We start from the raw sequence: 24,755 nt of genomic DNA, 5'->3' as shown, positions 1-24,755 counted from the left end.
ATCTGGAGAGTATTCCGTGAAAGTGGTATAACAAATCATCTGCCGTACCCTGCCTGGAGCGCATATGGAAATCACCGAACCACGTCGTTTATATCAACAACTTGCTGCCGAGCTGAAAGATCGCATCGAGCAAGGGGTCTATCTTGTCGGTGATAAACTTCCCGCCGAGCGCTTTATCGCGGATGAAAAAAGCGTAAGCCGAACCGTGGTGCGCGAAGCGATTATCATGCTGGAAGTGGAAGGCTACGTTGAGGTACGCAAAGGTTCCGGCATTCACGTTATTTCTAATCAGCCTAAACACTCTCCGGTGGCGGATGAAAGTCTAGAATTCGCCAGCTACGGTCCGTTTGAACTGCTCCAGGCTCGCCAGCTGATCGAAAGCAATATTGCCGAATTTGCCGCCACGCAGGTGACCAAGCAGGACATCATGAAGCTGATGGAGATCCAGGAGAACGCTCGCAAGGAAAAATGTTTCCGTGATTCCGAGTGGGACCTACAGTTTCACGTTCAGGTCGCCCTGGCAACCCAGAATACGGCGCTGGCGGCAATCGTTGAGAAAATGTGGACTCAGCGCGTTCACAACCCGTACTGGAAAAAACTGCACGATCATATTGATTCGCGTACCGTGGACAACTGGTGTGACGACCACGATCAAATTCTTAAGGCGCTGATTCGTAAAGATCCCCACGCCGCGAAGCTCGCCATGTGGCAGCACCTGGAGAACACCAAGCAGATGCTCTTCAATGAAACCAGCGACGACTTCGAATTTAACGCTGACCGCTATCTTTTTGCCGATAATCCTGTCGTTCATCTCGATACGGCCCCGAGCGGCGCAAAATAGGCGACCTTTCTACCGGCAGGCGCTTCGCTGCGCCTCCCCGGCTGAATGGGTAAGCAAAACATATATAGTGTCAGCCTTTGTAAAATCCCTCGCTCACTTTCAGGGCTTACGCCAAAATCACTTCACCCTGCAAATTCTGTGACGCAGAACGTTGGGCTTTGTTACAATTGGATTCACTTCGTTATTTTGAAAGTTAGTGCTTGCTAACCAGCCAATTAACAGGGAACAGTGTTGGCCACACCGCAATGTGTCCGCGAGCGACCATAATGAAATCACAACAATGTCGCCGTGCTGTTTGTCCCAGATAACAGGCGAGACGTTAACCGATTTCCAGGAACACTGAATGGAACTTTTGACCCAACTGCTGCATGCCCTTTGGGCGCAGGATTTTGAAACGCTGGCCAACCCTTCCATGATTGGCATGCTCTATTTTGTCTTGTTTATGATTCTGTTCCTTGAGAATGGTTTGCTGCCTGCAGCCTTCTTGCCGGGTGACAGTTTGCTGGTGCTTGTCGGCGTGCTGTGTGCTAAAGGCGCAATGGCGTTCCCGCAAACCATTTTATTACTGACCGTCGCGGCCAGCCTTGGCTGCTGGGTGAGCTATATCCAGGGAAGATGGCTGGGCAATACCCGAATAGTACAGAACTGGCTTTCCCATCTGCCTGCGCACTATCACCAGCGGGCACACCACCTGTTCCATAAGCATGGGCTTTCCGCGCTGCTGATTGGCCGCTTTATCGCCTTTGTGCGTACCCTGCTGCCCACCATTGCCGGGCTGTCCGGGTTGAGCAGCGCACGCTTCCAGTTCTTCAACTGGATGAGCGGCCTGTTATGGGTTCTGATCCTGACGACGCTGGGCTATGCGCTGGGTAAGACGCCGGTCTTCATGAAATATGAAGATCAGCTGATGTCCTGCCTGATGCTGCTACCTGTTGTTCTGCTGGTCTTCGGCCTGATCGGCTCGCTGGTTGTCCTGTGGAAGAAAAAATACGGAGCGCGAGGTTAACGATGGTTATCTCACCGCTCGCCATGCGCCGCTTTGCCTGTGCCTTTATTGCACTGGTGATGCTCAGCGTCGTACTGCTGGCCTGGAACACGCTTTCACATCAGGACGCTACGCTGGCCATTCGCCCGGTAAACCAGGGGGGCGGTGTGCCTGACGGTTTTTCTGTCTGGCATCATCTGGATGCAAACGGCATCCGCTTTAAAAGCATCACCCCTCAGGACGATGTTTTACTGATTAAGTTTGATTCCCGTGCGCAGAGCGCTGCCGCGAAAGCGGTTCTTGACCGTACGCTGCCGCACGGCTATATCATTGCCCAGCAGGAAGATGACAACCCGCCAGCCGCGTGGTTATCATTGATTCGCGATACGTCGCATCGGTTTGGATAACTTCCTGGATTCCGAATCTTTTCACTCACTTTGGTGAATCCCCCGTTTACTTACTATGCTTAAGTACGCGGAGCACCCCTCGAATGTACTCCGCATCATTTTGGATAGCGGCTAACCCCGCAACACAATGGAAGGTTTCGATAATGAAATTCCGCATGACCCTGGCTCTGGCCCTTTTTTCTTTAAGCACAACGACCTTCGCAAACTCTCTCTGTCAGGAGAAAGAACAGGATATTCAGCGTGAGATCGGTTATGCCGAAAAGCATAACAATCAGCACCGTGTTGATGGTCTCAAAAAAGCGCTGAGCGAAGTGAAAGCGAACTGTTCAGACAGCAAGCTGCGTGCCGATCACCAAAAGAAAATCGCTGAACAGAAGGACGAGATAGCCGAGCGCCGTCAAGACCTGCAGGAAGCGAAAGAGAAAGGGGATGCGGAAAAAATTGCTAAGCGCGAGAAGAAGTTGAAAGAGGCGCAGGACGACCTGAAAGCGCTGGAAGCTCGCGATTATTGAGTTAACGGAAATCTCAACAGGAGAGAATCATGTCAAAAGATACGACGTCTGAACATCTGCGCGCTGAACTGAAATCCCTGGCCGATACCCTTGAAGAGGTGCTGAACTCCTCTGCCGATAAGTCGAAAGAAGAAGTAAGCAAGCTGCGCAGTAAAGCGGAGCAGGCGCTGAAAGAGAGCCGCTACCGCCTGGGTGAAACCGGTGATGCACTGGCGAAACAGACCCGTGAAGCGGCTGCGCGTGCAGATGAATATGTGCGCGACAATCCATGGACGGGAGTTGGTATTGGTGCCGCAGTGGGTGTGGTACTGGGTGTCCTGCTGACGCGTCGTTGATATGGAAGATCCTCGTCACGCACAAGGGCCTGCTAATAACGTCCTCGGCATCGGCCAGCGTATTTTAACGACGCTGGTTGGGATTGCCGAAACGCGCGTCCGGCTGGCAGTGGTCGAACTGGAAGAGGAGAAAGCGAACCTCTTCCAGATGCTGCTGATGCTCGGGCTGACCATGCTCTTCGCCGCGTTTGGTCTGATGAGCCTGATGGTGTTAATCATCTGGGCCATTGACCCGCAGTATCGACTTAACGCGATGATTGCCACGACCGTCGTTCTGCTGGTCGCGGCGCTGATTGGCGGCATATGGACGATGCGTAAAGCGCGCAGGTCCACTTTCCTGCGCCACACGCGCCAGGAACTGGCTAACGATCGCGCCCTGCTGGAGGATGACAAGCCGTGAGCGATAAAGCGGAACGTCAGAAGCGAAAAGCGTACCTGTTAAGTCAGATCCAGCAGCAGCGGCTGGATCTGTCTGCCAGCCGCCGTGACTGGATCGACGCGACGCGACGGTTTGACCGTGGCTGGAATACCTTCCTGAGCCTGCGTTCATGGGCGCTGGTCGGCAGCAGCGTGATGGCTATCTGGACGGTTCGTCATCCGAATATGCTCATCCGCTGGGCCCGACGCGGTTTTGGTGCCTGGAGCGCCTGGCGTCTGGTCAAAGCAACGTTGCGGCAACAACAGCTACGGTGATAAACGCAAAACGGTAACTCAGGTTACCGTTTTTTGTTTTTGCCCTTCTCCCCGTGGGCTGAGGGCACCAGCGCGCACCTGCCCTTACTCAATATCTTTGAAGAAGATTGACAGTTTTCCTTGCTAACAATTGCTACCCGCCCCGTTTACACTCCTCTCCATCGACAGCAGAGCCGCGGTATCTACCCGGAATTGCAGACAAATAATGTTCAGCCGCTTATGTGGTTTCCTGGAGAGTAAAATGAAAAAATTAGAAGATGTTGGTGTACTGGTCGCGCGTATTCTGATGCCAATTCTGTTTATCGTGGCAGGCTGGGGCAAAATCACCGGATATGCGGGTACCCAGCAGTATATGGAAGCCATGGGCGTTCCGGGGTTCCTGCTGCCGCTGACCATTCTGCTTGAATTTGGCGGCGGCCTGGCGGTTCTGTTCGGCTTCCTGACCCGCACCACCGCGCTGTTTACCGCAGGCTTCACCCTGCTGACGGCGTTCATCTTCCACAGCAACTTTGCGGAAGGCGTGAACTCACTGATGTTTATGAAAAACCTGACCATCGCGGGTGGCTTCCTGCTGCTGGCGATCACCGGCCCAGGCGCATACAGCATCGACCGCGTTCTGAATAAGAAATGGTAAGCACGCTATACTGAATAAACACAAAGCGAGGAGACATCTCCTCGCTTTTGCTATCTGACGGAGGAGTAAAAAATGGGACAACTCGTAGACGGCGTCTGGCAGGATGTCTGGTATGACACCAAATCCACCGGTGGACGCTTTAAGCGCTCTGTTTCGGCCTTCCGTAACTGGCTGACCGCCGACGGCGCCCCCGGCCCGAGTGGCGAAGGGGGCTTCGCGGCTGAGAAAGATCGTTATCATCTGTACGTTTCCCTCGCCTGCCCGTGGGCGCACCGCACGCTGATCGTGCGCAAGCTAAAAGGCCTCGAATCCTTCATTCCGGTTTCAGTCGTCAACCCGTTGATGCTGGAAAACGGCTGGACGTTTGACAGTGATTTCCCCGCCGCGACCGGTGATGACCTGTATCACCACGATTTCCTCTACCAACTCTACCTGCGCGCCGATCCGCACTACACCGGGCGCGTGACCGTGCCGGTGCTGTGGGACAAGAAAAACCAGACGATAGTCAGCAATGAGTCCGCGGAAATCATCCGCATGTTCAATACCGCGTTTGATGCGCACGGCGCCCGCGCCGGGGATTACTATCCGGTTGAACTGCGCGATAAGATTGACGAGCTGAACAGCTGGATTTACGACAACGTCAACAACGGTGTCTATAAGGCCGGTTTCGCCACCAGCCAGGAAGCCTATGACGAAGCGGTCGGAAAGGTGTTTGAATCGCTGGAACGCCTGGAGCAGATCCTGGGCCAGCATCGCTACCTGACGGGCGATCGCCTGACGGAAGCGGACATTCGCCTGTGGACCACGCTGGTTCGCTTTGATCCGGTCTATGTCACCCACTTTAAGTGCGACAAGCACCGCATCAGCGACTACCTGAACCTGCATGGTTTCCTGCGCGACATCTACCAGATGCCGGGCATCGCGGAGACGGTCGACTTCGACCATATTCGCACCCACTATTTCCGCAGCCACAAGACCATCAACCCGACGGGTATTATCTCCATTGGCCCGTGGCAGGATATGGATGAACCGCACGGGCGCGACGTGCGTTTCGGATAATTATTTAGGGAATCAATTGATTCCCTTTTTTAATTCACAGCATACATCTATCCTTACCTCGATCGCTTAGAAAACAAGTGATTGACTGATTAAGAGGCAAGGAAAATGGACTGGTATTTAAAAGTACTGCGCAACTACGTTGGATTTGGTGGCCGCGCCCGCCGCAAAGAGTACTGGATGTTCGTTCTGGTGAACTTCGTCCTGATTATGGTGCTGGGCATCGTGGATAAAATCCTCGGCTGGGAGCGCGCCGGCGGTGAAGGTGTACTCACTACGATTTATGGCTTGCTGGTTTTGCTGCCTTCATGGGCCGTGCTGTTTCGTCGTCTCCACGACACCGATCGTTCGGCGTGGTGGCTGCTGTTGCTGTTGATCCCGCTTGTCGGCTGGATCGTGATTTTAATTTTCAACTGCCAGAGCGGGACGCCGGGCGAAAACCGCTTTGGTCCGGATCCTAAGATCGGCGCGTAAATTACTGCCCGGTGGCGCTTACGCTTACCGGGCCTGCTCGCTTATTTGTTGTGATGCGCAAACAGCTTTGGAATTTCGCGCAGGCACCACGATTTGGCTTCGCCCATGCTGTCGCGGCGCCACGCCATAATAATGTCCACTTCGCTGGTATACTCCGGGCTCACCACCCTCAGTCGCCCTTCCGCAATATCTTTTTCGACAAACGGGTAGGGCATCGTCGCCACGCCCAAACCGGCCAGCAGCGCCTGCCGCTTGTTTTCCAGTGACGTGACCGTCAGACGCGGCTGTTTATCCAGCAGCTGAACCGTCAGCACCGGACGCTCGCGCGCGGTATCCGCCACCGCCACGCCGCGGTACTTCACGCGCGTCACTTCAGAGAGCGGCTCCGGCTCCTGGTGAATCGGGTGATCCGGCGCGGCGACGTAAACGTTCATGACGCTGTAGAGCTTGCGCGAGTTGATTTCTGACGATGAGCGGAAATGCATGTCAGGCGCAATGACGATATCCGCCCTGCCCGTCTCCAGACGCTCCCACGCCCCGGCCAGCACCTCGGTGATGATCGACAGCTGCGTATTGGCCTTCGCCGCCAGGCGGTCTACCAGCGGGAACAGCGCTTCGGTCGGCACCAGCGCTTCGGTGACTAACGTCAGGTGGGTTTCCCAACCTCGCGCCAGCGCTTCGGCGTCCGTGGTGAGCTTGTCCGCCGCTTCCAGCAGCACGCGACCTCGCTCCAGCAGCATCCGCCCCACGTTGGTGAATTTTGTTCGATGACCGGAGCGATCGAAGAGCACGACGTCCAGCTCTTCCTCCAGTTTTTGCATGGTGTAGCTTAGCGCAGACGGAACGCGCCCCAGTTCATCTGCCGCCGCGGCAAAGCTGCCGCGCCGGTCAATCGCGTCCATGACGCGAAGCGCCTCAAGCGTCAATGCTCTCTCTTTAGCCATCTCGTTCTCATTCAGGAAATTTGAACATACCAGGCAGAATATCTGGCTAACAATGCAGCGTCCATACCTTTACCATTGTTTTAGTGTAAAGAGAGGTCAAGTTTATGATTACGACAAGAACAGCGAAACAGTGCGGACAAGCCGATTTCGGTTGGCTGCAGGCCCGCTACACCTTTTCCTTTGGACACTACTTTGACCCTAAACTCCTCGGTTACGCTTCACTGCGCGTGTTGAACCAGGAAGTGCTCGCCCCGGGCGCCTCCTTCCAGCCGCGTACGTATCCGAAAGTCGATATCCTGAACCTGATCCTGGAAGGCGAGGCAGAATACCGCGATAGCGAGGGCAATCATATCCAGGCAAAGGCTGGCGAAGCGTTGTTAATTTCCACGCAGCCGGGCATCAGCTACAGCGAGCATAACCTCAGCAAAGACAAAACGCTGACGCGCATGCAGCTGTGGCTCGACGCGTGCCCTGAGCGAGAAAACCCGCTGGTGCAGAAAATAGATCTGAAGGGCGATAAACAGCAGCTGATTGCCTCGCCTGACGGCAGCAAGGACAGCTTGCAGCTGCGACAGCAGGTATGGCTGCACCATATCGAACTGAAAAAAGGTGAACAGGCAAGCTTCCAGCTGCACGGCCCGCGCGCCTATTTGCAGTCCATTCACGGTACGGTGCATGCGGTAACGCACGCGGAAGAGAAAGAAGCGCTCACCTGCGGCGACGGGGCGTTTATTCGTGACGAAGCGAATATCACCCTGGTGGCAGATACGCCGCTGCGCGCGCTGCTGATTGATTTGCCGGTGTAAGAGTTGCTCGATCGGTCCCTCTCCCCTTTGGGAAGAGGGACGAATGCCAATCGCTACACCTTACTCGCCATAATCTCAATAATCTGCCGGTCCGTTGCCTGCATTGAGCGGCACGCCAGCGCGCACAGGTTCGCGATCGACTGCTCCACGTCGTGCGCTACAATCCCCTCGTTGCCCGTCACGCCCGACTCATCCAGCGCCATCATCACGGCTTTCCAGGCGCTGGTGACGCTGGTCGAGACTTTCATGGCGCAGCTGTTAGACGCCCCGTCGCAGATCATCCCGCTGACGTCACCGATCATACTGCCGATGGCCATTGCAATCGTCTGATAGCTTCCGCCCATCAGCCACGCCATCCCTGCGGCGGCCCCCATACCGGCCGTTGTCGCCGCACACAGCGCGGACAAACGCGGAAGCTGGTAATGGATGTAGATAGCCGACAGATGCGAGAGCATCAGCGCCCGCGCCAGCCGTTCGTCATCGGCCTGAACATGTTCAGCGACCACGACAACCGGCATGGTGGCTGTAATTCCCTGATTCCCGGAGCCCGAGTTGCTCATCGCCGGCAGCGTCGCGCCGCCCATGCGGGCATCCGAGGCCGCACTGGTGCGGATAACGATGTCTGAACCCAGATCCTGCGCCATCCATCCGCGTGCGCGCTGCTTATTGAGGGTGGCGCCAATGTGTAGCCCCCACTTCCCGCTAAGCCCTTCACGAGAGAGCGCGTCGTTCAGTTGCCCTGCTTCCAGGATAAAGCGGATCGCCTCGAACGGTACCTGCTCCACAAACTCCAGGATCTGCGAGAGCGTGGTATTTGACAGTACCGCCAGCGGATCGTTACTTACCTCGGCCTGCCGCTCGTCAAGACTGAAGCGCGTTTCGCCGTGACAAACCACCTCCACCACGCGGGTATGTCCGCCCGCAATGGTCACCATGGCCGAGGCCTCACCGGCGTAGACGCAGGCACGTGAATAGAGGATCTCATCGCACGGCTCCTGCAATTTCACCTGCACCAGACCGGCGTTAAGCATTGCTTTGGCCCGCGCCAGCGCATCGGCGGTGACATCTTTCAGCACCTCCAGCCCCGCCTGCGCATTGCCACCGATGGCACCCAGCGCCGCCGCAATGGGCAAGCCGACCATGCCGGTGCCCGGCACCGTTACGCCAAGCCCGTTCTTCATCAGATTCGGCGATACCCACGCCTCAATCTTCGTGACGTCGCCAGGCAGTTGCTCTGCGGCAATCGCACAGGCAAGGGCCAGAGAAACGGGCTCGGTGCACCCCAGCGCAGGCTTAACTTCTTCCTGCACTACGCGAATAAATTGATTCCATAAAGGATGAGTTTGCTCAGACATCGTTACGACCTTATTTGCCCTCAGGAAAATGCGAGGAAAGGAGAAACACAAAGCAGCAGCCCGGTGATGACAATAATCACCAGCGATACGCCCTTATATTTATGTAGCGCCGGTACCTTGTAGACCAGCCACGCAGGGATCAGGCAGCCCACCATGCCGAAGATGGGGCTACAGATAGAGGTGAAGCTCAGTACCGGCGCGTTTAATACGATCGCGCTCCAGGCCAGCAGGATAGCGAACAGCATGATCCCGCGCTGGACGATGCTTTCATTAATACGTTCAGCCGGCATTTTACGGCGCAGGATATTCATCACGATCCCCTGCGTGGCTTCGCGGAAGCCGAGATAGACGCCGAAGAAGGCGGTCATCACGGCAAAAATATTGAGGATCACGCTGACGATTTTGACCCAGCCCGCGCCGTCACCGCTGATAAACTGCGCCGCAATCGCCAGGGCGGAAATGTTCTGCTCGTAGGCTTTCACCGCTTCGTCGTGTCCCATCGCCAGGGTGAAAGAGACGGCGTAGAAGAAGACCGTGACAAACAGTATGCCAAAGGCGATATTCATCGCCCGCAGCGCCTTATGACGCGCCACCTCAACGGATTTTTCCCGTGAACGATAGGAAATCACCATCGGGCTTAATGTCTGGATAAACAGAATGGAGGTTAAGGTAAAGGGCAGCGTAATAATGGCATTTTTTATCAGCAACCCCATCGGCGGCAGCATGCCCACGTTGGCTAAATGCCAGAGGCCGATCATCGAAAGCCCCAGCGCCGCCACCACAAATAATTTGGTCAGCACCATCAGACTGGAGACTTTAAACAGCAGCTTTTCACCGCGCGAAGAGATGGCGACCAGAATACAGATCAGGAATAAACCGTAGAACGGATTTTCCGACAGCAACCCCTCGGTGACACCGAAGGTGTGCAAATAGGATGCGCTGTCGTTGGTGATAGCCGTGGAATAGACAAACATCCAGATGACCAGCATCACGAAATAAAGTGCACCTAATAAGATGCCCCAGTTTTTACCTAAATAACCGCTAATCACGCTCGGGTAGTCTTTACATTCCGGGGATTCCGCCAGCGTATTAATAAATAATCGCTGGAAGAGGTACATGGCCGGATAGCCAATAATCGAGGAGAGCAAAAAGACCCACAGCCCCATTAATCCAACCTGCACCGGAAGAAAAACGATACCCGCGCCGATAGCCATCCCGATACTCATGATGACCCAGCCCGTGTCGGTGCTGTCGAATTTGATCGCCTCTCGCCACTCGCTTTCGCTCATTCCCGCCCGCCTTGCCGAAGGGGAATCATTCACAATCACACTGCTGTTTGTTGCCATATTCATTGGGCACTCGCTTATTTTGTAGGGTAAACAGTTGTTTTTTATAGGGTTCCGATCGCCAGCGATTACGATTCAGAGAGTGCAGGTGTGTGTTATTGGTGTGGGAAGATCATATCCGTAGCGCGGGAGAAAAAAGTCACAATCTTTATGCGGACTTCCTAAGTTTAGAGAAAAAAACGCCTCATTTTTAATGATGTTTGGTAAAAAATTCTAAAAGTGACGCATTTCACAGAATCAATATATTTAAGAAATGGATCTTTTTTAGGAATTTATAAAGATGATTGTTCTACTTTATGCCTTCAAATTTTTATACGATAGCATCACTGAAACCACTCTATTATTATGACTATGATATGGATACCGTTGAAGAGCTCAATGGAACATACTTCTATAAAGGTGTATGTAATATCTCGGCGTCTGAGTTATTTTTTTGGATTTTCCTTGATACTACCGATGAACAGTTCGGTGGATTAAAAGATGCAGTAATGATGGCTACTATGATCCTTGGTTTACCTATACTTGAGACCAGAACAAAGCCAGAAACGGCTACTATAGGTACTTCCGTGGCTTCTAAGTATCTTCGTGATCTTCTGAATGTACAGCTACCACACCGATTACCTACGATTACCCTCGCAAGCTTTAAATACCGAAAACCAATGTATACCAAAAACTTAGGTGCATTCATTGGTCGATGGATCCCTGCATTGGGGATAACCATACTTGCTGCTGATCTTGCAACGATAAGTTACAAAACACTCTCACGATATAATACGATTGCTCACCCTAAAGATCGGATTTGGTGAATATGAATAGTGAAAATGATGTTTTGAAGTTCTTCAGGGAAAATTTACCAGAACAGGGAACATTTACGGGCAAGAGGATCCCGCTCGAGTTAGACGATGTTTTACAGGATTACACCGATCTGGATGATATCGTTTATGTCATTGAGAAGTTTGAGAAAAAGTATCTTATCAATGTGCCCACGCAAAACTATTTCCCCTGGACTCAAACCTGGTTTTTCAGAAAATGGTTTACGCAAGAACCCGTTAAACAAATATCGAAGCCATTAACCGTAAGAATGTTTGCTGAGGCGGTAAAAGCAGGCACATGGATCCACCACTGATTTTCGAAAGGAGCATGATTTATGGCTGTACCGGTTCATATTTGGTTTTTTGACGATGGCGGCTCACTTATTAAGGGTTCAAGTGATGTACAGGATCGGGAAGGGAGTGTTGAAATTAGAGGGTTAACCCATAATTTAAGTATTCCAACAGATCCTCTTTCCGGGAGATTAACCGGAACGCGCAAGCATGCCCCTTTCTTGTTCGAGAAGGAGATAGATAGTTCATCTCCGTATCTTTATAAGGCTGTGGCTACAGGGCAAAACCTAAAAAAAGTTGAGATAAGATATTATCGAATTAACGATGCGGGAAGGGAAGTTGAATACTTCAGAACTGAACTGGAAGGTGTAAAGGTCGTATCAATCTCCCCTATTGTTAACGATACACGTAACTGTCCCGGTACGGGCCATCTTGAATCCATTCAGTTGAGATACGAAAAAGCAATCTGGACTTACTGCGATGGCAATATTCAATTTTCTGATGCATGGAATGAACGAACATCTGCATGATTTTTAGCAGACAAAAAAGCCCCCTTATCTGAAGGGGGCGGATTATTTGGCCTGCGTCACATCGCCTGCGTAAACGTCCGCGAAATCACGTCCTGCTGCTGCTCGCGCGTCAGGGCGTTAAACCGTACCGCATAGCCGGATACGCGAATTGTCAGGTTCGGGTAGCTCTCCGGATGGGCAATGGCATCCAGCAGCATCTCCCGGTTCATGACGTTGACGTTCAGGTGCTGCCCGCCCTCAATAGACGCTTCGTGATGGAAGTACCCATCCAGCAGCCCCACCAGGTTGGTTTTGCGCACTAGTTCATCCTTGCCCAGCGCCTGCGGCACAATGGAGAAGGTATAGGAGATCCCGTCTTTGGCGTAGGTAAACGGCAGCTTGGCGACCGACGTTAGCGAAGCCACCGCCCCTTTCCTGTCGCGACCGTGCATTGGGTTGGCGCCAGGCGCAAACGGCGTGCCGCCGCGGCGTCCGTCCGGCGTGTTGCCCGTTTTCTGGCCGTAGACCACGTTGGAGGTGATAGTCAGGATCGACTGAGTCGGCACCGCGTTGCGATACGTCGGCAGCGCCTGGATCTTCTTCATAAAGCGCTCCACCAGGTCGCAGGCGATGCTGTCCACGCGATCGTCATTATTGCCGTACTGCGGATAGTCCCCTTCGATGACGAAGTCCACCGCCAGGCCGTTGTGGTCGCGCACTGGTTTCACCGTGGCGTACTTAATCGCCGACAGGGAATCCGCCGCCACCGACAGCCCGGCAATGCCGCAGGCCATGGTGCGATAGACGTCACGATCGTGCAGCGCCATCAGCGAGGCTTCGTAACTGTACTTATCATGCATGTAGTGAATGAGATTCAGCGCGCTGATGTACTGCACCGCCAGCCAGTCCATAAAGTGGTCGAGGCTCGCCATCACGGTGTCGTAATCCAGCACCTCATCCAGCAGCGGCTCGGTTTTCGGGCCGACCTGGATCTTCAGCTTCTCGTCCACCCCGCCGTTGATCGCGTACAGCAGCGTTTTAGCAAGGTTGGCGCGTGCGCCAAAGAACTGCATCTGCTTGCCGATCACCATCGGGCTGACGCAGCAGGCAATGGCGTAGTCGTCGCTGTTGAAGTCGGCGCGCATAAGATCGTCGTTCTCATACTGCAGCGACGAGGTGACGATCGACACCTGCGCGGCGTATTTCTTAAACGCGATCGGCAGCTGTTCAGACCAGAGGATCGTCAGGTTCGGCTCCGGCGCGGGCCCCATGGTATGAAGGGTATGCAGGTAGCGGAAGCTGTTTTTTGTCACCAGCGTACGGCCATCCAGCCCCATGCCGCCGATCACTTCCGTGGCCCAGATCGGATCGCCGGAGAAGAGCGTGTCGAACTCCGGCGTGCGCAGGAAGCGCACCATGCGGATCTTCATGATGAAGTGGTCGATCAGCTCCTGGGCCTGCACCTCGTTAAGCCTTCCTGCCTGCATGTCGCGCTCAATGTAGATATCAAGGAACGAGGCCGTGCGCCCCAGCGACATCGCCCCGCCGTTCTGGGATTTCACTGCGGCAAGGTAGGCAAAATAGACCCACTGCACCGCTTCCTGCGCGTTCATCGCCGGACGTGAAATATCAAAGCCATAGTTTGCCGCCATCTGCTGGATCTGCAGCAACGCACGCCTGTGCTCCGCCAGCTCCTCGCGCAGGCGGATCGTCGCCTCCAGATCTTCGCCGCGCTCCAGCCTCCCCTGCAGATCGGCAAACTGCAGTTCACGCTCGCGCACCAGATAGCTGACGCCGTACAGCGCCACACGGCGGTAATCGCCGATGATGCGCCCGCGCCCGTAGCCGTCCGGCAGACCGGTCAGCACGCCAGATTTACGGCAGCGCATCATCTCCGGGGAGTAAACGTCAAACACGCCCTGGTTGTGGGTTTTACGCAGGTCGGTAAACAGGTATTCGAACTGCGGATCCATTTCCCGTCCGTAGGCTTCGAACGAGCTGCGGATCATGTTGATCCCGCCGTACGGATGCAGGGCGCGCTTGAGCGGCTTGTCGGTTTGCAGGCCGACGATCGTCTCAAGATCCTGGTCGATATAGCCCGGTCCGTGGGCGGTAATGGTGGTGGCAATGTTGGTGTCAAAATCCACCGGAGCGTGAGTAGCATTCTCCTGACGAATGCCGACCATCACCTTCTGCCACAGCGCCGTCGTTGCTGGCGTCGCCTGCGCGAGGAAAGCTTCATCGCCTTCATAAGGGGTGTAGTTATGCTGAATAAAATCGCGGACGTTAACGGCGTTTTTCCATTCTTCACCGTGAAACCCAGCCCATGCGTCGCTGTAGGGCGCGATGCCCGTATCGATTGTTACTTTCATCAGATTCTCGCTTTATCAGGCGTAAGCCGCAGCCGGGGTGACCTTCCCAAGACGGAGGGCGTCCAGCGCGATCATTTTTTCTTCGTTGGTAGGGATAACCGCGCAGGTCACGCGGGACGACTCGGTGGAGATGACGCGCGCACCCGCGCTGCCCGGCAGAGCGTTTTTCGCCTCGTCGAGCGCGATGCCAAACACCTTCAGATGTTCCGCCACCAGCGCGCGGATCAGTGTGGAGTTTTCACCGATGCCGCCAGTGAAAATCACGCCATCCAGACGGTGCAGAGACGCGGCGTGACCGGCGATATGCCGCGCTATGCGGTGGACAAAGGTCTTTATCGCCAGCTGCGCCCGGTCATTGCCGTCATGCCAGGCTTTCTCCAGCGCGCGTAAATCGGAGGAGATACCGGAGATGCCAAGCAACCCGGACTCTTTGTTGACCACGCGCTCCAGATCCTCGAACGACTGGCCGGTCTGCTGGGCAATCCACGCCATTGCGCCGAAGTCCACGTCGCCGCAGCGCGTGCCCATCACCAGCCCTTCCAGCGGCGTCATCCCCATTGAGGTATCGACGCTTTTACCGTTGCGCACCGCGCAGATGGACGCCCCGTTGCCGAGGTGAGCAATCACCAGGCCGCTGTCCTCGGGGGACAGCCCGAGGAGCGCGTGCGCCTGCGCGGACACGTAGCGGTGAGAGGTGCCGTGGAAGCCGTAGCGGCGCACGCCCAGCTCTTCAAAATAGCGGTACGGCAGACCGTACAGATACGCCTGCGGCGCCATGGTCTGATGGAAGCTGGTGTCAAATACCGCCACCTGCTGCACGCCGGGGAACAGGCGCTCTGCGGCTTGCACGCCGCTCAGGTTGGCGTAGTTATGCAGCGGCGCCAGCGGGGAAACCAGGCGGATCTGCTCAATGACCTCTTCCGTGATGAGGGTCGACTCGCTGAAGAGATCGCCGCCGTGAGCGATGCGGTGGCCAATCAAGGCCACGCTGCTCATCAGGTCGCGTTTCTCCAGCTCGAGGGCGATGGCGGCCAGCGCCCCTTCGTAGTCCTGGTGAGCCAGTCTGACCGGCTCACCCCCGTTCACGGAAATAAAGGCTTTTTCAGTGTTGATGCCGTCCGCAATGCCCGTCAGCAGGGCATCGCAGCCTGCTGCGTCCAGCACCGAAAACTTAACGGAGGACGATCCGCAGTTAATAACCAGTACTACCGGAAATTCAGTCATGTGTTACTCCGCTCTTCCTGAGCTTTGGGTTAGAACAGTTTGTAAACGATGTTCAAAATGGTCAGCAGGCCGACCACGGTCACGAAGATGTTCTCGGTCCGGCCTTTGTATTTCGCCAGCGCGGGCGCTTTACGAATGGCGTACATCGGCAGCAGACACAGCAGAGAAGCGATAATTGGCGCCCCCATGGCTTCAATAAGGTCGAGAATGTTCGGGTTGGCGTAGGCCACAATCCAGGTGGAGCCCATGATGAAAATCATGCTGATGGTGTTCAGCTTGCCGACGGAGACGTTCTTCTTATCGCCCTTGTAGCCGAACTTGAGGATCAGGCCGTTCAGCCCCTCCAGCGTGCCCAGGTAGTGGCCGAAGAAGGATTTAAAGATAGCGACCAGCGCGATGATGGAGGCGCCGTATTCCAGCACCGTGGCGAACGTGGATTTACTGCCCGACATCGAGGCAAAGTGGTTCGCCAGGTAAGAGAGCACCGGAATGTTCTGCGCTTTGGCATCCGCCATGTTCTGCGGAGAGAGCGTAAACAGGCAGCTAAAGGCGAAGAACATCACCACCGCCACCATCAGCAGGCTGGCGCGACCGATGATTTTGGAACATTTCTGCTCGGTGAATGCTTTACCGAACTCCGGCTCGTACTCTTCGCGCTTGGAGACCACGAACGAGGAGACGATGGGCGAGAAGTTAAAGGAGAAGACCATGATGGAGATCCCCAGCCACACCGTGACCAGAATGCCGTCATGACCGGTAAAGGCGATATCGCTCAGGTTGACCTGGTCGATTACCGCCGAGTTCCAGTACGGGATCAGCGACAGGGAAATCAGCACCAGGCTGGCAATGAACGGGAACACCAGGTAGCTCATCACCTTCACCATCAGGTCTTTCCCGAACCAGATCACAAAGGCCATCAGCAGCAGCAGGAACAGCGCCACCACGCCGCGGTTCAGCGCAGGCATCTGGAGCTGGTTTTCCCAGAAGGTCATAAAGGTGTTAGTAATGGTGACGCCGTAAATCCACAGCAGCGGGCAAATGGCGAAGAAGTAGAGGAAAGTGATCACCACCCCACCGGTTTTCCCGAAGTGCTCTTCCACCGTTTCGGTGATGTTGCCGGAGACGTTGCTGCCGGATAAACAGAGGCGCGCCAGCGCGCGGTGGCAGTAAAACGCAATCGGGAAGGCGAGTACCAGCATCAGCAGGATGGGGATCAGTCCGCCAAAGCCTGCGCGAATGGGGAAGAACAGCACGCCTGCGCCAATGGCGGTACCAAACAGGCCGAGCGTCCATGTGGTGTCAGACTTACGCCAGGAGGACGTTTTTGTCTGGCCAACGACAATGCTTTCTGTGTTGCTCATAGGTCACCTTTATGCGTCAACGAAGCCGGTAATTTGGGAAACACGGGAGAGATCGATATTGCCGCCGGAAATAATGCAGACGGTTTTACGGCCCTGAATATAGTGGTCAAGCTTGCCGCTTAATAACGCCGCGCAGGCCAGCGCGCCCGCACCTTCCGTCACCACTTTATTTCGCTGAATAAGGGCAATCATGCTGTTGCGAATATCGTCTTCACTCACCAGCACAATGTCATCGACCAGTTCACGAACAATTTCGAAGGTTAATTTACCCGGACGAGACACGTCGCAGCCGTCGGCTAATGTGCCGGTAACGCGATGGTTGGTTATTTCTCCGGCCTGCCAGGAAGCCGCCATGCCGTGAACGTTTTCAGACTGTACGCCGATAATATTGATTGTCGGGTTGATGGATTTAATTGCTGTCGCAATACCGGCAATTAACCCGCCGCCGCCGATAGGAACAATCACGTTATCCACGTCGTAAAGATCTTCAAGAATTTCGAGGCCGATGGTGCCCTGGCCGGCAATGACTTTCGCATCGTCATAAGGCGGGATAAAAATGCGCCCCTCCATCTCGACGATTTCGCTCACCTTAGCGATGGTGTCGTTGAAGTTCTCGCCGTGTAGCACCACTTCGGCGGAGTAGTCGCGGGTAGCGGCGACCTTGGATTTTGGCGCGCCCATCGGCATCACCACTTTGCCGTCGATACCGAGCATGGCGCAGGAGAGCGACACCCCCTGAGCGTGGTTTCCTGCGGAGCAGGCCACTACCCCTTTGCGTTTTTCTGCATCCGTCAACGAACTTAACTTATTAAACGCCCCGCGTATTTTAAACGAACCGGTACGCTGCATATTTTCAAACTTAAGAAATATCTCACCCTTACAGCGTTCGCTGAGATAATTTGAGCGCGGCATGCCGGTTTTATAAATTTTTCCCGCCAGGCGTTTTCTGGCGTCCTGAATATCTTCAATGGTCACCGGGAGATCGTAGGTAATGTGCATAATATCCTCGTTATAATAATTCATTGTTTTCAGGCAAAGTCAGGGTATCAGAGCGTTAAAAAGCGTCGCTCCGGGTGTTTTAAAACTTAATTATTTTTATCGTCGTTTATCGATATCCATCGACGAATATTGTTTTGCCAGTTCAACTAATACTGACGCCGATTTTTTAATACTGTAATTTTTCGACCACACGGCGGCATAGCGCGCCACGGGTAATTCATCTTCCACCGGCAGGACGATAAACTGGTCCGAGCCGAACGGCGCAATCATGTCGCGGGGGATCACCGTCAGATAATCGGCATTCAGGACAAGGTTATAAATGGTGACGACGGAATCGGTCTGGACGATGTTTTCAATGCTGATGTGGTTGTCTTGCAGGGTGGTCAGGAGTTCGTTGTAGTAGCCCATATCGGTTTGCGGCATCACCCACTGCTCATGCGTAAGTGATGCCAGTCTGGTCGGGCCGGTGCACGTTCGTGATTTACTCGCCACCAGCACAAACTCGGATTCAAACAGTGGCTCAACGTGAAGGTCCTGAAGCAACATTCCGTCGCTCAGCGTGCCGATGGCAAAATCCAGCCGACCGTCGCGAATGGCGGGCAGGAATGAAGAGAGCTGCGCTTCATACATGGAGACGCGTGCTTTCGGGAACACTTCCCTGAATTTTTTGATCATCTCAGACAGGAAGGTGAAGCCAATCAGCGACGGATAGCCAAAGGAGACGTCCATGACGGTACTAAAACTGAGGCTGTTGATTTCGCTCACCATGTTTTTCATTTCGCGGGTGATCGACTCAGCGTATGACAGCAGCACCTGACCAGCGGCAGTGAGTTTTACGCCGGTGTTTTTACGCACCATCACTTCCACCCCGAAGTAGGATTCGATGTCGCTGATGATTTTGCTGACGGCGGGTTGCGTCAGGCCTAGTTGTCTTGCGGCAGAACCTATGGAGCCACTTTTAATGACTTCCTGAAATACCACGAGGTGCTGAGTTTTCGGTAGAATAATAGTATTCATAATATTCTGCGCTTATTTCCCTATGACGCAGCGGATTCTACCCAATAATGTTTCAGGGGGTATGTGCTGTTACTCACAATTTGCTTCCCCGCGCATTTTACGGGCACAACAAGAACCTAAAAAATACTTTATAATCAATGCCATATAAAATTAAAAGCACACCATTACGCTGATATCGATCAATAAAATCAGCAGTAATAAATTTATTTTATGGCGATAACCTTGATAAATTTCCCAGCGTTAAATAAATCAATAAAGACGAACTTTCAGACAATTAAAGGCCAATAAATAACCGTTATTCCTTTTAAACATTCTTTCAAATTATCAAATTTTGCAGAGGATTTTTGGACAGCTTTTCATAAACAGTGGAATACGTCACACATTCATAGCCTGAATGTTTTTAATTTCAATATGTTTATATCAAATAAGAAAATATTTGCGATCGTTCAGTTAACATTCGCAACAAATTAACAATGCTGTAAATTCACCATTTTTTAGGGTGAAATTTTGTGATAACGATCGTTTGCGGTAGGCATAGCGATGCCCGAAAGGGTCATGCAGTGAAATGTGCTTAATGTCGCAAATATGAGAATTGATGTCGTTTGTGCGAGTTGCCGGGTGGCGATGCGCATACCTGGGCTACGAAACCCTAAAAGCAAAAACCCCGCCGAAGCGGGGTTCTGGAAGAAGTTGAAGCTGACCGATAAGCCGGGTTCTGTCGTGGACAGTCATTCATCTAGGCCAGCAATCGCTCACTGGCTCAAGCAGCCTACCCGGGTTCAGTACGGGCCGTACCATGTGAACCCCTATTTGGCCTTGCTCCGGGTGGAGTTTACCGTGCCACGGACTGTTACCAGCCGCGCGGTGCGCTCTTACCGCACCCTTTCACCCTTACCTGATCCCGCTTGCGCGGGCCATCGGCGGTTTGCTCTCTGTTGCACTGGTCGTGGGTTTCCCCCCCAGGCGTTACCTGGCACCCTGCCCTATGGAGCCCGGACTTTCCTCCCCTCCGCCCGTCTCCCCCGAAAGGGACGACGACGAAGCGGCGACTGTCTGGTCAGCTTCGGCGCGCAGTATAGAGGGTTTGCGCGCCGCTGTCACCCTCAGGTGCGGGCAAGATGCTATTAACGCGCCACTTCCACCTTCGCCAGTTTTTCGTAGTAGCACGCAATCGCGCTGTGATCGGCCGTACCCAGGCCATCCGCACGCAGCGCCTGCATCATCTCCATAACCGCAGCGGTCAGCGGTAGCTGTGCACCCACGCCGTGAGACGTATCCAGCGCGTTCGCCAGATCTTTGATGTGCAGATCAATGCGGAAACCGGGTTTGAAATTACGATCCATCACCATCGGCGCTTTGGCATCCAGCACCGTACTGCCCGCCAGACCGCCACGGATTGCCTGATAGACCAGGTCCGGATTGACGCCCGCCTTCGTTGCCAGCGTCAGCGCTTCAGACATGGCGGCAATGTTCAGCGCCACAATCACCTGGTTCGCGAGCTTGGTAACGTTGCCCGCGCCAATGTCTCCGGTATGCACTACGGAGCCTGCCATCGCTTTCATCAGGTCATAGTATTTGTCGAACACGGCCTTATCGCCGCCCACCATCACCGACAGGGTACCGTCGATGGCTTTCGGCTCGCCGCCGCTGACGGGCGCATCCAGCATCTCTACGCCCTTCGCTTTTAACGCCTCGCTGATTTCACGGCTCGCGAGCGGGGCAATAGAGCTCATATCAATCAGCACCAGGCCCGGCTTCGCACCCTCGATGATGCCGTTCTCCCCAAGCGCGACCTCTTTGACGTGAGGGGAATTTGGCAGCATGGTGATGATGACATCGCACTGCTCAGCAATGGCTTTAGGGGTAGTAGCTGTTTCCGCGCCCGCCGCCATCACCTCAGCCACAGACTGTGGATTGTGATCGGATACCACCAGTGAGTAACCCGCTTTAATCAGGTTCTTACTCATTGGTTTACCCATGATCCCAAGACCAATAAAACCCACTTTCAGCGTCATAATCTGTTTCCTCAATGATGGTTATTTTTTAAAAGCGTCCGCTAATTTCTGCGTAGCCGAGCGGAACACGCCGAGGTCGCTGCCGACGGCAACAAATGTGGCTCCCCACTCCAGGTAGCGGCGGGCATCGGCTTCAACCGGCGCCAGAATGCCGCACGGTTTGCCGTGCGCTTTGGCGCGGGCAAAGATGTGCTGTATTGCGCGCTGTACGTCCGGGTGGCTGGCGTTGCCCAGATGCCCAAACGCCGCAGCCAGATCGCTTGGACCGACGAAGATACCGTCCACGCCGTCTGTGGCTGCAATCGCATCGACGTTATCAACGCCCTGCTGGCTTTCAATCTGAACCAGAATAGTGATGTTGCTATTGGACTGGGCGAAATAGTCCGGCACGGTGCCAAACATGTTGGCGCGGTGCGATACCGAGACGCCGCGGATCCCTTCCGGCGGATAGCGCGTTGAGGCCACGGCCAGCGCCGCCTGTTCTTCCGTTTCCACAAACGGGATCAGGAAATTGTAGAAACCGATATCCAGCAGACGCTTGATAATCACCGGCTCGTTCGTTGGCACGCGCACCACCGGAGTGCTGGGGCTACCTTTCAGCGCCATTAGCTGCGGAATAAAGGTGCTGATATCGTTCGGCGCGTGTTCGCCGTCCAGCACCAGCCAGTCGAATCCGGCCAGGCCTAACACTTCGGTGCTGATAGGGTTTGCCAGCGCGGACCAACAGCCAATCTGAATCTGGTGCGCCGCGAGGGCAGCTTTAAACTTATTCGGGAAGATATCGTTATTCATCACTTAACCCTTTTTTAATTCCGCAGTTTTAGCCAGTAATATTTATTCCAGAACAGATTCTTTATATTTATTTCTCTGACTGAATGGTGGCGTTATAAAATCGTCATTCAGTATAATCGGCTCTACACGTCAGCACATTGTTTTGATGCTCAAGTATTGCGTTACATCTCAATGCTATTTTGAGCATATGCACAAAGCAGTGGGCGCTAATGCACAGAATCAAGGATTAGTCCGCCTGAAACGATCGCGATCACATTTTCACTTTTCTTCTCCTGACATGCTTTATTTCTACGTTAAGAAAACGATTATCCAACGAGTTATTTTTCATAGCTGAAACTTTGCCGGAGAAGAGTGAATAATGACCGATATTGTAATTAGAGAGGTACCCCCGACGGCGTTTTATATTAAGGTTCACGATACGGATAACGTGGCGATTATTGTCAACGACAATGGCTTAAAAGCAGGCACCCGCTTCCCGGACGGGCTGGAGCTGATTGAGCATATTCCGCAGGGGCACAAGGTCGCGTTGGTCGATATTCCTGCCCACGGTGAAATCGTACGCTACGGCGAAGTCATCGGCTATGCGGTAAGCGCTATCCCGCAGGGTAGCTGGATTGAGGAGTCGCTGGTGGCGCTGCCAGAAGCACCGCCGCTGAATACGCTTCCGCTGGCGACCCGCGTTCCTGAAGCTTTGCCGCCGCTGGAGGGCTATACCTTTGAAGGCTACCGCAATGCGGACGGTAGCGTCGGCACCAAAAACCTGCTCGGCATTACCACCAGCGTGCACTGCGTGGCGGGCGTGGTGGATTACGTGGTGAAAATCATTGAACGCGATCTGCTGCCAAAGTACCCGAACGTCGACGGCGTAGTGGGTCTTAACCACCTGTACGGCTGCGGCGTAGCGATCAATGCGCCCGCGGCGGTCGTGCCGATCCGTACTATCCACAATATCGCCCTGAATCCGAACTTTGGCGGCGAGGTGATGGTTATTGGCCTCGGCTGTGAAAAATTGCAGCCAGAGCGCCTGCTGCAGGGCACCGAAGATGTCAAAGCCATCCCGGCTGACGGGGCCAGCATCGTGCGCCTGCAGGACGAGCGCCACGTTGGTTTTCGTTCAATGGTCGACGATATTTTGCAGGTAGCAGAGCATCATCTGGACAAACTCAACCGCCGCCAGCGCGAAACGTGTCCGGCGTCGGAACTGGTGGTGGGAACACAATGCGGCGGCAGCGATGCGTTTTCCGGCGTGACGGCCAACCCGGCAGTGGGCTATGCGTCCGATCTGCTGGTTCGCTGCGGCGCCACGGTGATGTTCTCCGAGGTAACCGAAGTGCGTGACGCCATCCATCTGCTGACGCCGCGCGCAGTCAACGAAGAGGTGGGCAAACGCCTGCTGGAGGAGATGGCCTGGTACGATAATTATCTTGATATGGGCAAAACGGACCGCAGCGCCAACCCTTCACCGGGCAACAAGAAAGGCGGCCTGGCGAACGTGGTGGAAAAAGCCCTCGGTTCGATTGCCAAATCCGGCCAGAGCGCGATTGTGGAAGTGCTCTCTCCGGGCCAACGGCCAACCAGGCGCGGCCTTATTTATGCGGCAACACCTGCCAGCGATTTTGTGTGCGGCACCCAGCAGGTGGCCTCCGGTATTACAGTGCAGGTCTTTACCACCGGGCGCGGCACGCCGTACGGGCTGATGGCGGTCCCGGTGATCAAGATGGCGACGCGCACCGAGCTGGCAAACCGCTGGTATGACTTAATGGATATCAACGCGGGCACCATCGCCACCGGGGAAGAGAGTATTGAGGACGTGGGCTGGAAGCTGTTCCATTTTATTCTGGACGTAGCGAGCGGGAGGAAGAAAACTTTCTCGGACCAGTGGGGATTGCATAACCAGCTGGCGGTGTTTAACCCGGCGCCGGTGACGTGAGTTTGCTGTAAACCTCGCTTAGCATGGCTTCGGCCATGCTTTTTTTTGCTTTCATTTCTTTCACATCCTTGCCTTTCATTTCGATTCTTTCATTTTTAAGATGGCAATCACAAAACAACATTCCGAAACCCTATATTGTCTTTCGCACAAACAAAACGAAAGGTTTCGGAGGAAAGATGTTCATCATCTCGTCGAAAGCGATGCTGTTAAAAGCACAGCGCGAAGGGTACGCCGTACCGGCATTCAATATTCATAATCTCGAAACGCTGCAGGTGGTCGTTGAAACGGCCTCTGAAATGCGCTCCCCCCTGATCGTCGCGGGTACACCCGGTACGTTTAGCTATGCCGGAACCGGGAACGTGGTCGCCATCGCCAGCGATCTGGCCAAAACGTACAACCAGCCACTGGCGATCCACCTCGATCATCACGAAGATTTCGACGATATTGCGCAGAAAATCCAGAGCGGGATCCGCTCGGCGATGATCGACGGATCGCATCATCCATTCGCTGAAAACGTCGCGCTGGTGAAGAAAGTGACAGACTACTGCCACCGTTACGACGTTAGCGTGGAGGCTGAACTTGGCCGTCTTGGCGGTCAGGAGGATGACCTGGTCGTCGACAGCAAAGACGCGCTTTACACCAACCCGCAACAGGCACGCGAATTTGTTGAATTAACGGATATCGACTCATTGGCCGTCGCCATCGGTACCGCGCACGGCCTCTACACTGCCACGCCGAAACTTGATTTTGAACGTCTGGCAGAGATCCGCAATCAGGTCGATATCCCGCTGGTGCTGCACGGCGCTTCAGGTTTATCTACGGCCGATATCCGTCAGGCTATTCGCCTCGGTATTTGCAAGGTCAACGTTGCCACAGAACTCAAAATCGCCTTCTCGAATGCGCTGAAAACCTATCTCGCTTCACATCCCGAAACCAGTGACCCGCGACATTACATGGTGCCCGCCAAACGTGCCATGAAAGAGGTGGTGCGCAAAGTCATTAACGATTGTGGTTGTGAAGGAAAACTCTAAAGTCCTGACCCGGA

Annotated in this window: 26 protein-coding genes and 1 other RNA gene; 16 read left to right on the top strand and 11 right to left on the bottom strand. The window is 54.3% G+C overall.

The genetic code is table 11. The features are described from left to right. The first annotated feature begins 64 nt into the window (after nt 1-64). The 10 genes from exuR (at nt 65) to IM299_RS05550 (ending at nt 5,937) form a co-directional block, all read left to right on the top strand. Nucleotides 65-841, top strand: coding sequence for a transcriptional regulator ExuR (exuR, locus tag IM299_RS05595; protein WP_028014506.1), 777 nt, complete (start codon nt 65-67; stop codon nt 839-841). Between the two features lie 343 nt (nt 842-1,184). Next, nucleotides 1,185-1,847 carry a DedA family general envelope maintenance protein YqjA gene (gene yqjA, locus IM299_RS05590; RefSeq protein WP_008503144.1) on the top strand — a complete coding sequence of 221 codons (663 nt, stop codon included), beginning with the start codon at nt 1,185-1,187 and terminating at the stop codon, nt 1,845-1,847. 2 nt (nt 1,848-1,849) lie between these two features. Next, nucleotides 1,850-2,233 (top strand): EnvZ/OmpR regulon moderator MzrA, encoded by a 384-nt coding sequence (gene mzrA / locus IM299_RS05585; protein WP_047364677.1) that lies wholly within the window; start codon nt 1,850-1,852, stop codon nt 2,231-2,233. A gap of 143 nt (nt 2,234-2,376) precedes the next feature. Next, the gene (locus IM299_RS05580; protein ID WP_028014508.1) at nt 2,377-2,745 is read left to right on the top strand and encodes a DUF1090 domain-containing protein; all 369 of its coding nucleotides are present in this window, start codon (nt 2,377-2,379) and stop codon (nt 2,743-2,745) included. A gap of 29 nt (nt 2,746-2,774) precedes the next feature. After that, nucleotides 2,775-3,080, top strand: coding sequence for a YqjD family protein (locus IM299_RS05575; RefSeq protein WP_008503141.1), 306 nt, complete (start codon nt 2,775-2,777; stop codon nt 3,078-3,080). A 1-nt stretch (nt 3,081) separates the two neighbouring features. Next, nucleotides 3,082-3,480 (top strand): phage holin family protein, encoded by a 399-nt coding sequence (locus tag IM299_RS05570; protein ID WP_041907961.1) that lies wholly within the window; start codon nt 3,082-3,084, stop codon nt 3,478-3,480. Then, a complete protein-coding gene (locus tag IM299_RS05565; protein WP_014885330.1) occupies nt 3,477-3,773 on the top strand; it encodes a YqjK-like family protein in 297 nt (98 codons plus the stop codon). Before IM299_RS05570 ends, IM299_RS05565 begins: the two co-directional genes overlap by 4 nt. 241 nt (nt 3,774-4,014) lie before the next feature. Then, a complete protein-coding gene (locus IM299_RS05560; RefSeq protein ID WP_014833394.1) occupies nt 4,015-4,407 on the top strand; it encodes a DoxX family protein in 393 nt (130 codons plus the stop codon). A gap of 72 nt (nt 4,408-4,479) precedes the next feature. Next, nucleotides 4,480-5,466 carry a glutathione S-transferase family protein gene (locus IM299_RS05555; RefSeq protein WP_193357136.1) on the top strand — a complete coding sequence of 329 codons (987 nt, stop codon included), beginning with the start codon at nt 4,480-4,482 and terminating at the stop codon, nt 5,464-5,466. 105 nt (nt 5,467-5,571) lie between these two features. Then, nucleotides 5,572-5,937: a DUF805 domain-containing protein gene (locus IM299_RS05550; protein ID WP_028014511.1), complete on the top strand. Its 366-nt coding sequence runs from the start codon at nt 5,572-5,574 to the stop codon at nt 5,935-5,937. A 41-nt stretch (nt 5,938-5,978) separates the two neighbouring features. Here IM299_RS05550 and yhaJ read toward each other — a convergent pair whose 3' ends face one another. Further along, nucleotides 5,979-6,881: a DNA-binding transcriptional regulator YhaJ gene (gene yhaJ, locus IM299_RS05545; RefSeq protein WP_041907956.1), complete on the bottom strand. Its 903-nt coding sequence runs from the start codon at nt 6,879-6,881 to the stop codon at nt 5,979-5,981. A gap of 104 nt (nt 6,882-6,985) precedes the next feature. Between yhaJ and IM299_RS05540 the strand changes: the two genes are divergently transcribed. Next, nucleotides 6,986-7,687, top strand: a complete 702-nt coding sequence (locus tag IM299_RS05540) for a pirin family protein (protein ID WP_048956675.1) — start codon at nt 6,986-6,988, stop codon at nt 7,685-7,687. A gap of 53 nt (nt 7,688-7,740) precedes the next feature. Here the strand turns inward: IM299_RS05540 and IM299_RS05535 are convergent, their stop codons facing one another. Next, nucleotides 7,741-9,042 (bottom strand): serine dehydratase subunit alpha family protein, encoded by a 1,302-nt coding sequence (locus IM299_RS05535; RefSeq protein ID WP_193357135.1) that lies wholly within the window; start codon nt 9,040-9,042, stop codon nt 7,741-7,743. Nucleotides 9,043-9,062: 20 nt separating this feature from the next. Further along, nucleotides 9,063-10,394 carry an amino acid permease gene (locus IM299_RS05530; RefSeq protein ID WP_193357134.1) on the bottom strand — a complete coding sequence of 444 codons (1,332 nt, stop codon included), beginning with the start codon at nt 10,392-10,394 and terminating at the stop codon, nt 9,063-9,065. Between the two features lie 350 nt (nt 10,395-10,744). On the opposite strand from IM299_RS05530, the gene IM299_RS05525 reads away from it, so the two are divergent. The 3 genes from IM299_RS05525 to IM299_RS05515 are packed head-to-tail and all read left to right on the top strand — an operon-like array spanning nt 10,745 to nt 12,021. After that, nucleotides 10,745-11,194, top strand: a complete 450-nt coding sequence (locus IM299_RS05525) for an STM2901 family protein (protein WP_045260104.1) — start codon at nt 10,745-10,747, stop codon at nt 11,192-11,194. Nucleotides 11,195-11,196: 2 nt separating this feature from the next. Further along, the gene (locus IM299_RS05520) at nt 11,197-11,514 is read left to right on the top strand and encodes a DUF1493 family protein (RefSeq protein ID WP_045260103.1); all 318 of its coding nucleotides are present in this window, start codon (nt 11,197-11,199) and stop codon (nt 11,512-11,514) included. A 21-nt stretch (nt 11,515-11,535) separates the two neighbouring features. After that, nucleotides 11,536-12,021 carry a type VI secretion system tube protein TssD gene (locus tag IM299_RS05515; protein ID WP_048338835.1) on the top strand — a complete coding sequence of 162 codons (486 nt, stop codon included), beginning with the start codon at nt 11,536-11,538 and terminating at the stop codon, nt 12,019-12,021. Between the two features lie 56 nt (nt 12,022-12,077). On the opposite strand, the gene pflB is transcribed toward IM299_RS05515, so the two are convergent. From pflB to garL, 8 genes are all read right to left on the bottom strand, one after another. Then, complete coding sequence (gene pflB, locus IM299_RS05510; RefSeq protein WP_193357133.1) at nt 12,078-14,372, bottom strand: formate C-acetyltransferase; 2,295 nt, start codon at nt 14,370-14,372, stop codon at nt 12,078-12,080. Nucleotides 14,373-14,387: 15 nt separating this feature from the next. Beyond that, nucleotides 14,388-15,596: a propionate kinase gene (gene tdcD, locus IM299_RS05505; protein ID WP_193357132.1), complete on the bottom strand. Its 1,209-nt coding sequence runs from the start codon at nt 15,594-15,596 to the stop codon at nt 14,388-14,390. A gap of 29 nt (nt 15,597-15,625) precedes the next feature. After that, nucleotides 15,626-16,957, bottom strand: a complete 1,332-nt coding sequence (gene tdcC / locus IM299_RS05500; RefSeq protein ID WP_193357131.1) for a threonine/serine transporter TdcC — start codon at nt 16,955-16,957, stop codon at nt 15,626-15,628. A 9-nt stretch (nt 16,958-16,966) separates the two neighbouring features. Further along, nucleotides 16,967-17,956 carry a bifunctional threonine ammonia-lyase/L-serine ammonia-lyase TdcB gene (gene tdcB / locus IM299_RS05495; RefSeq protein ID WP_023326154.1) on the bottom strand — a complete coding sequence of 330 codons (990 nt, stop codon included), beginning with the start codon at nt 17,954-17,956 and terminating at the stop codon, nt 16,967-16,969. A 96-nt stretch (nt 17,957-18,052) separates the two neighbouring features. Continuing rightward, nucleotides 18,053-18,973 (bottom strand): transcriptional regulator TdcA, encoded by a 921-nt coding sequence (tdcA, locus tag IM299_RS05490; protein ID WP_028014518.1) that lies wholly within the window; start codon nt 18,971-18,973, stop codon nt 18,053-18,055. A 688-nt stretch (nt 18,974-19,661) separates the two neighbouring features. Then, an RNA gene (gene rnpB, locus IM299_RS05485) (RNase P RNA component class A) lies at nt 19,662-20,038 on the bottom strand. A 59-nt stretch (nt 20,039-20,097) separates the two neighbouring features. Continuing rightward, nucleotides 20,098-20,988 carry a 2-hydroxy-3-oxopropionate reductase gene (gene garR, locus IM299_RS05480; RefSeq protein WP_041907938.1) on the bottom strand — a complete coding sequence of 297 codons (891 nt, stop codon included), beginning with the start codon at nt 20,986-20,988 and terminating at the stop codon, nt 20,098-20,100. Nucleotides 20,989-21,009: 21 nt separating this feature from the next. After that, on the bottom strand, nt 21,010-21,780 hold the full coding sequence (gene garL, locus IM299_RS05475) for a 2-dehydro-3-deoxyglucarate aldolase (protein WP_028014520.1): 771 nt from the start codon (nt 21,778-21,780) through the stop codon (nt 21,010-21,012). Nucleotides 21,781-22,138: 358 nt separating this feature from the next. Here garL and garD point away from each other — a divergent pair, with 358 nt between their 5' ends. Then, nucleotides 22,139-23,710, top strand: a complete 1,572-nt coding sequence (gene garD, locus IM299_RS05470) for a galactarate dehydratase (protein ID WP_193357130.1) — start codon at nt 22,139-22,141, stop codon at nt 23,708-23,710. 176 nt (nt 23,711-23,886) lie between these two features. Further along, a complete protein-coding gene (locus tag IM299_RS05465; RefSeq protein ID WP_048956685.1) occupies nt 23,887-24,741 on the top strand; it encodes a tagatose bisphosphate family class II aldolase in 855 nt (284 codons plus the stop codon). The last annotated feature ends 14 nt before the right edge of the window (nt 24,742-24,755 follow it).

The organism is Enterobacter cloacae complex sp. P47BA (assembly GCF_014930485.1).
GTDB classification, from domain to species: Bacteria; Pseudomonadota; Gammaproteobacteria; order Enterobacterales; family Enterobacteriaceae; genus Enterobacter; species Enterobacter bugandensis.
Note: the sequence above shows the minus strand (reverse complement) of the source record. Positions and strands in the feature narration are given on the sequence as shown.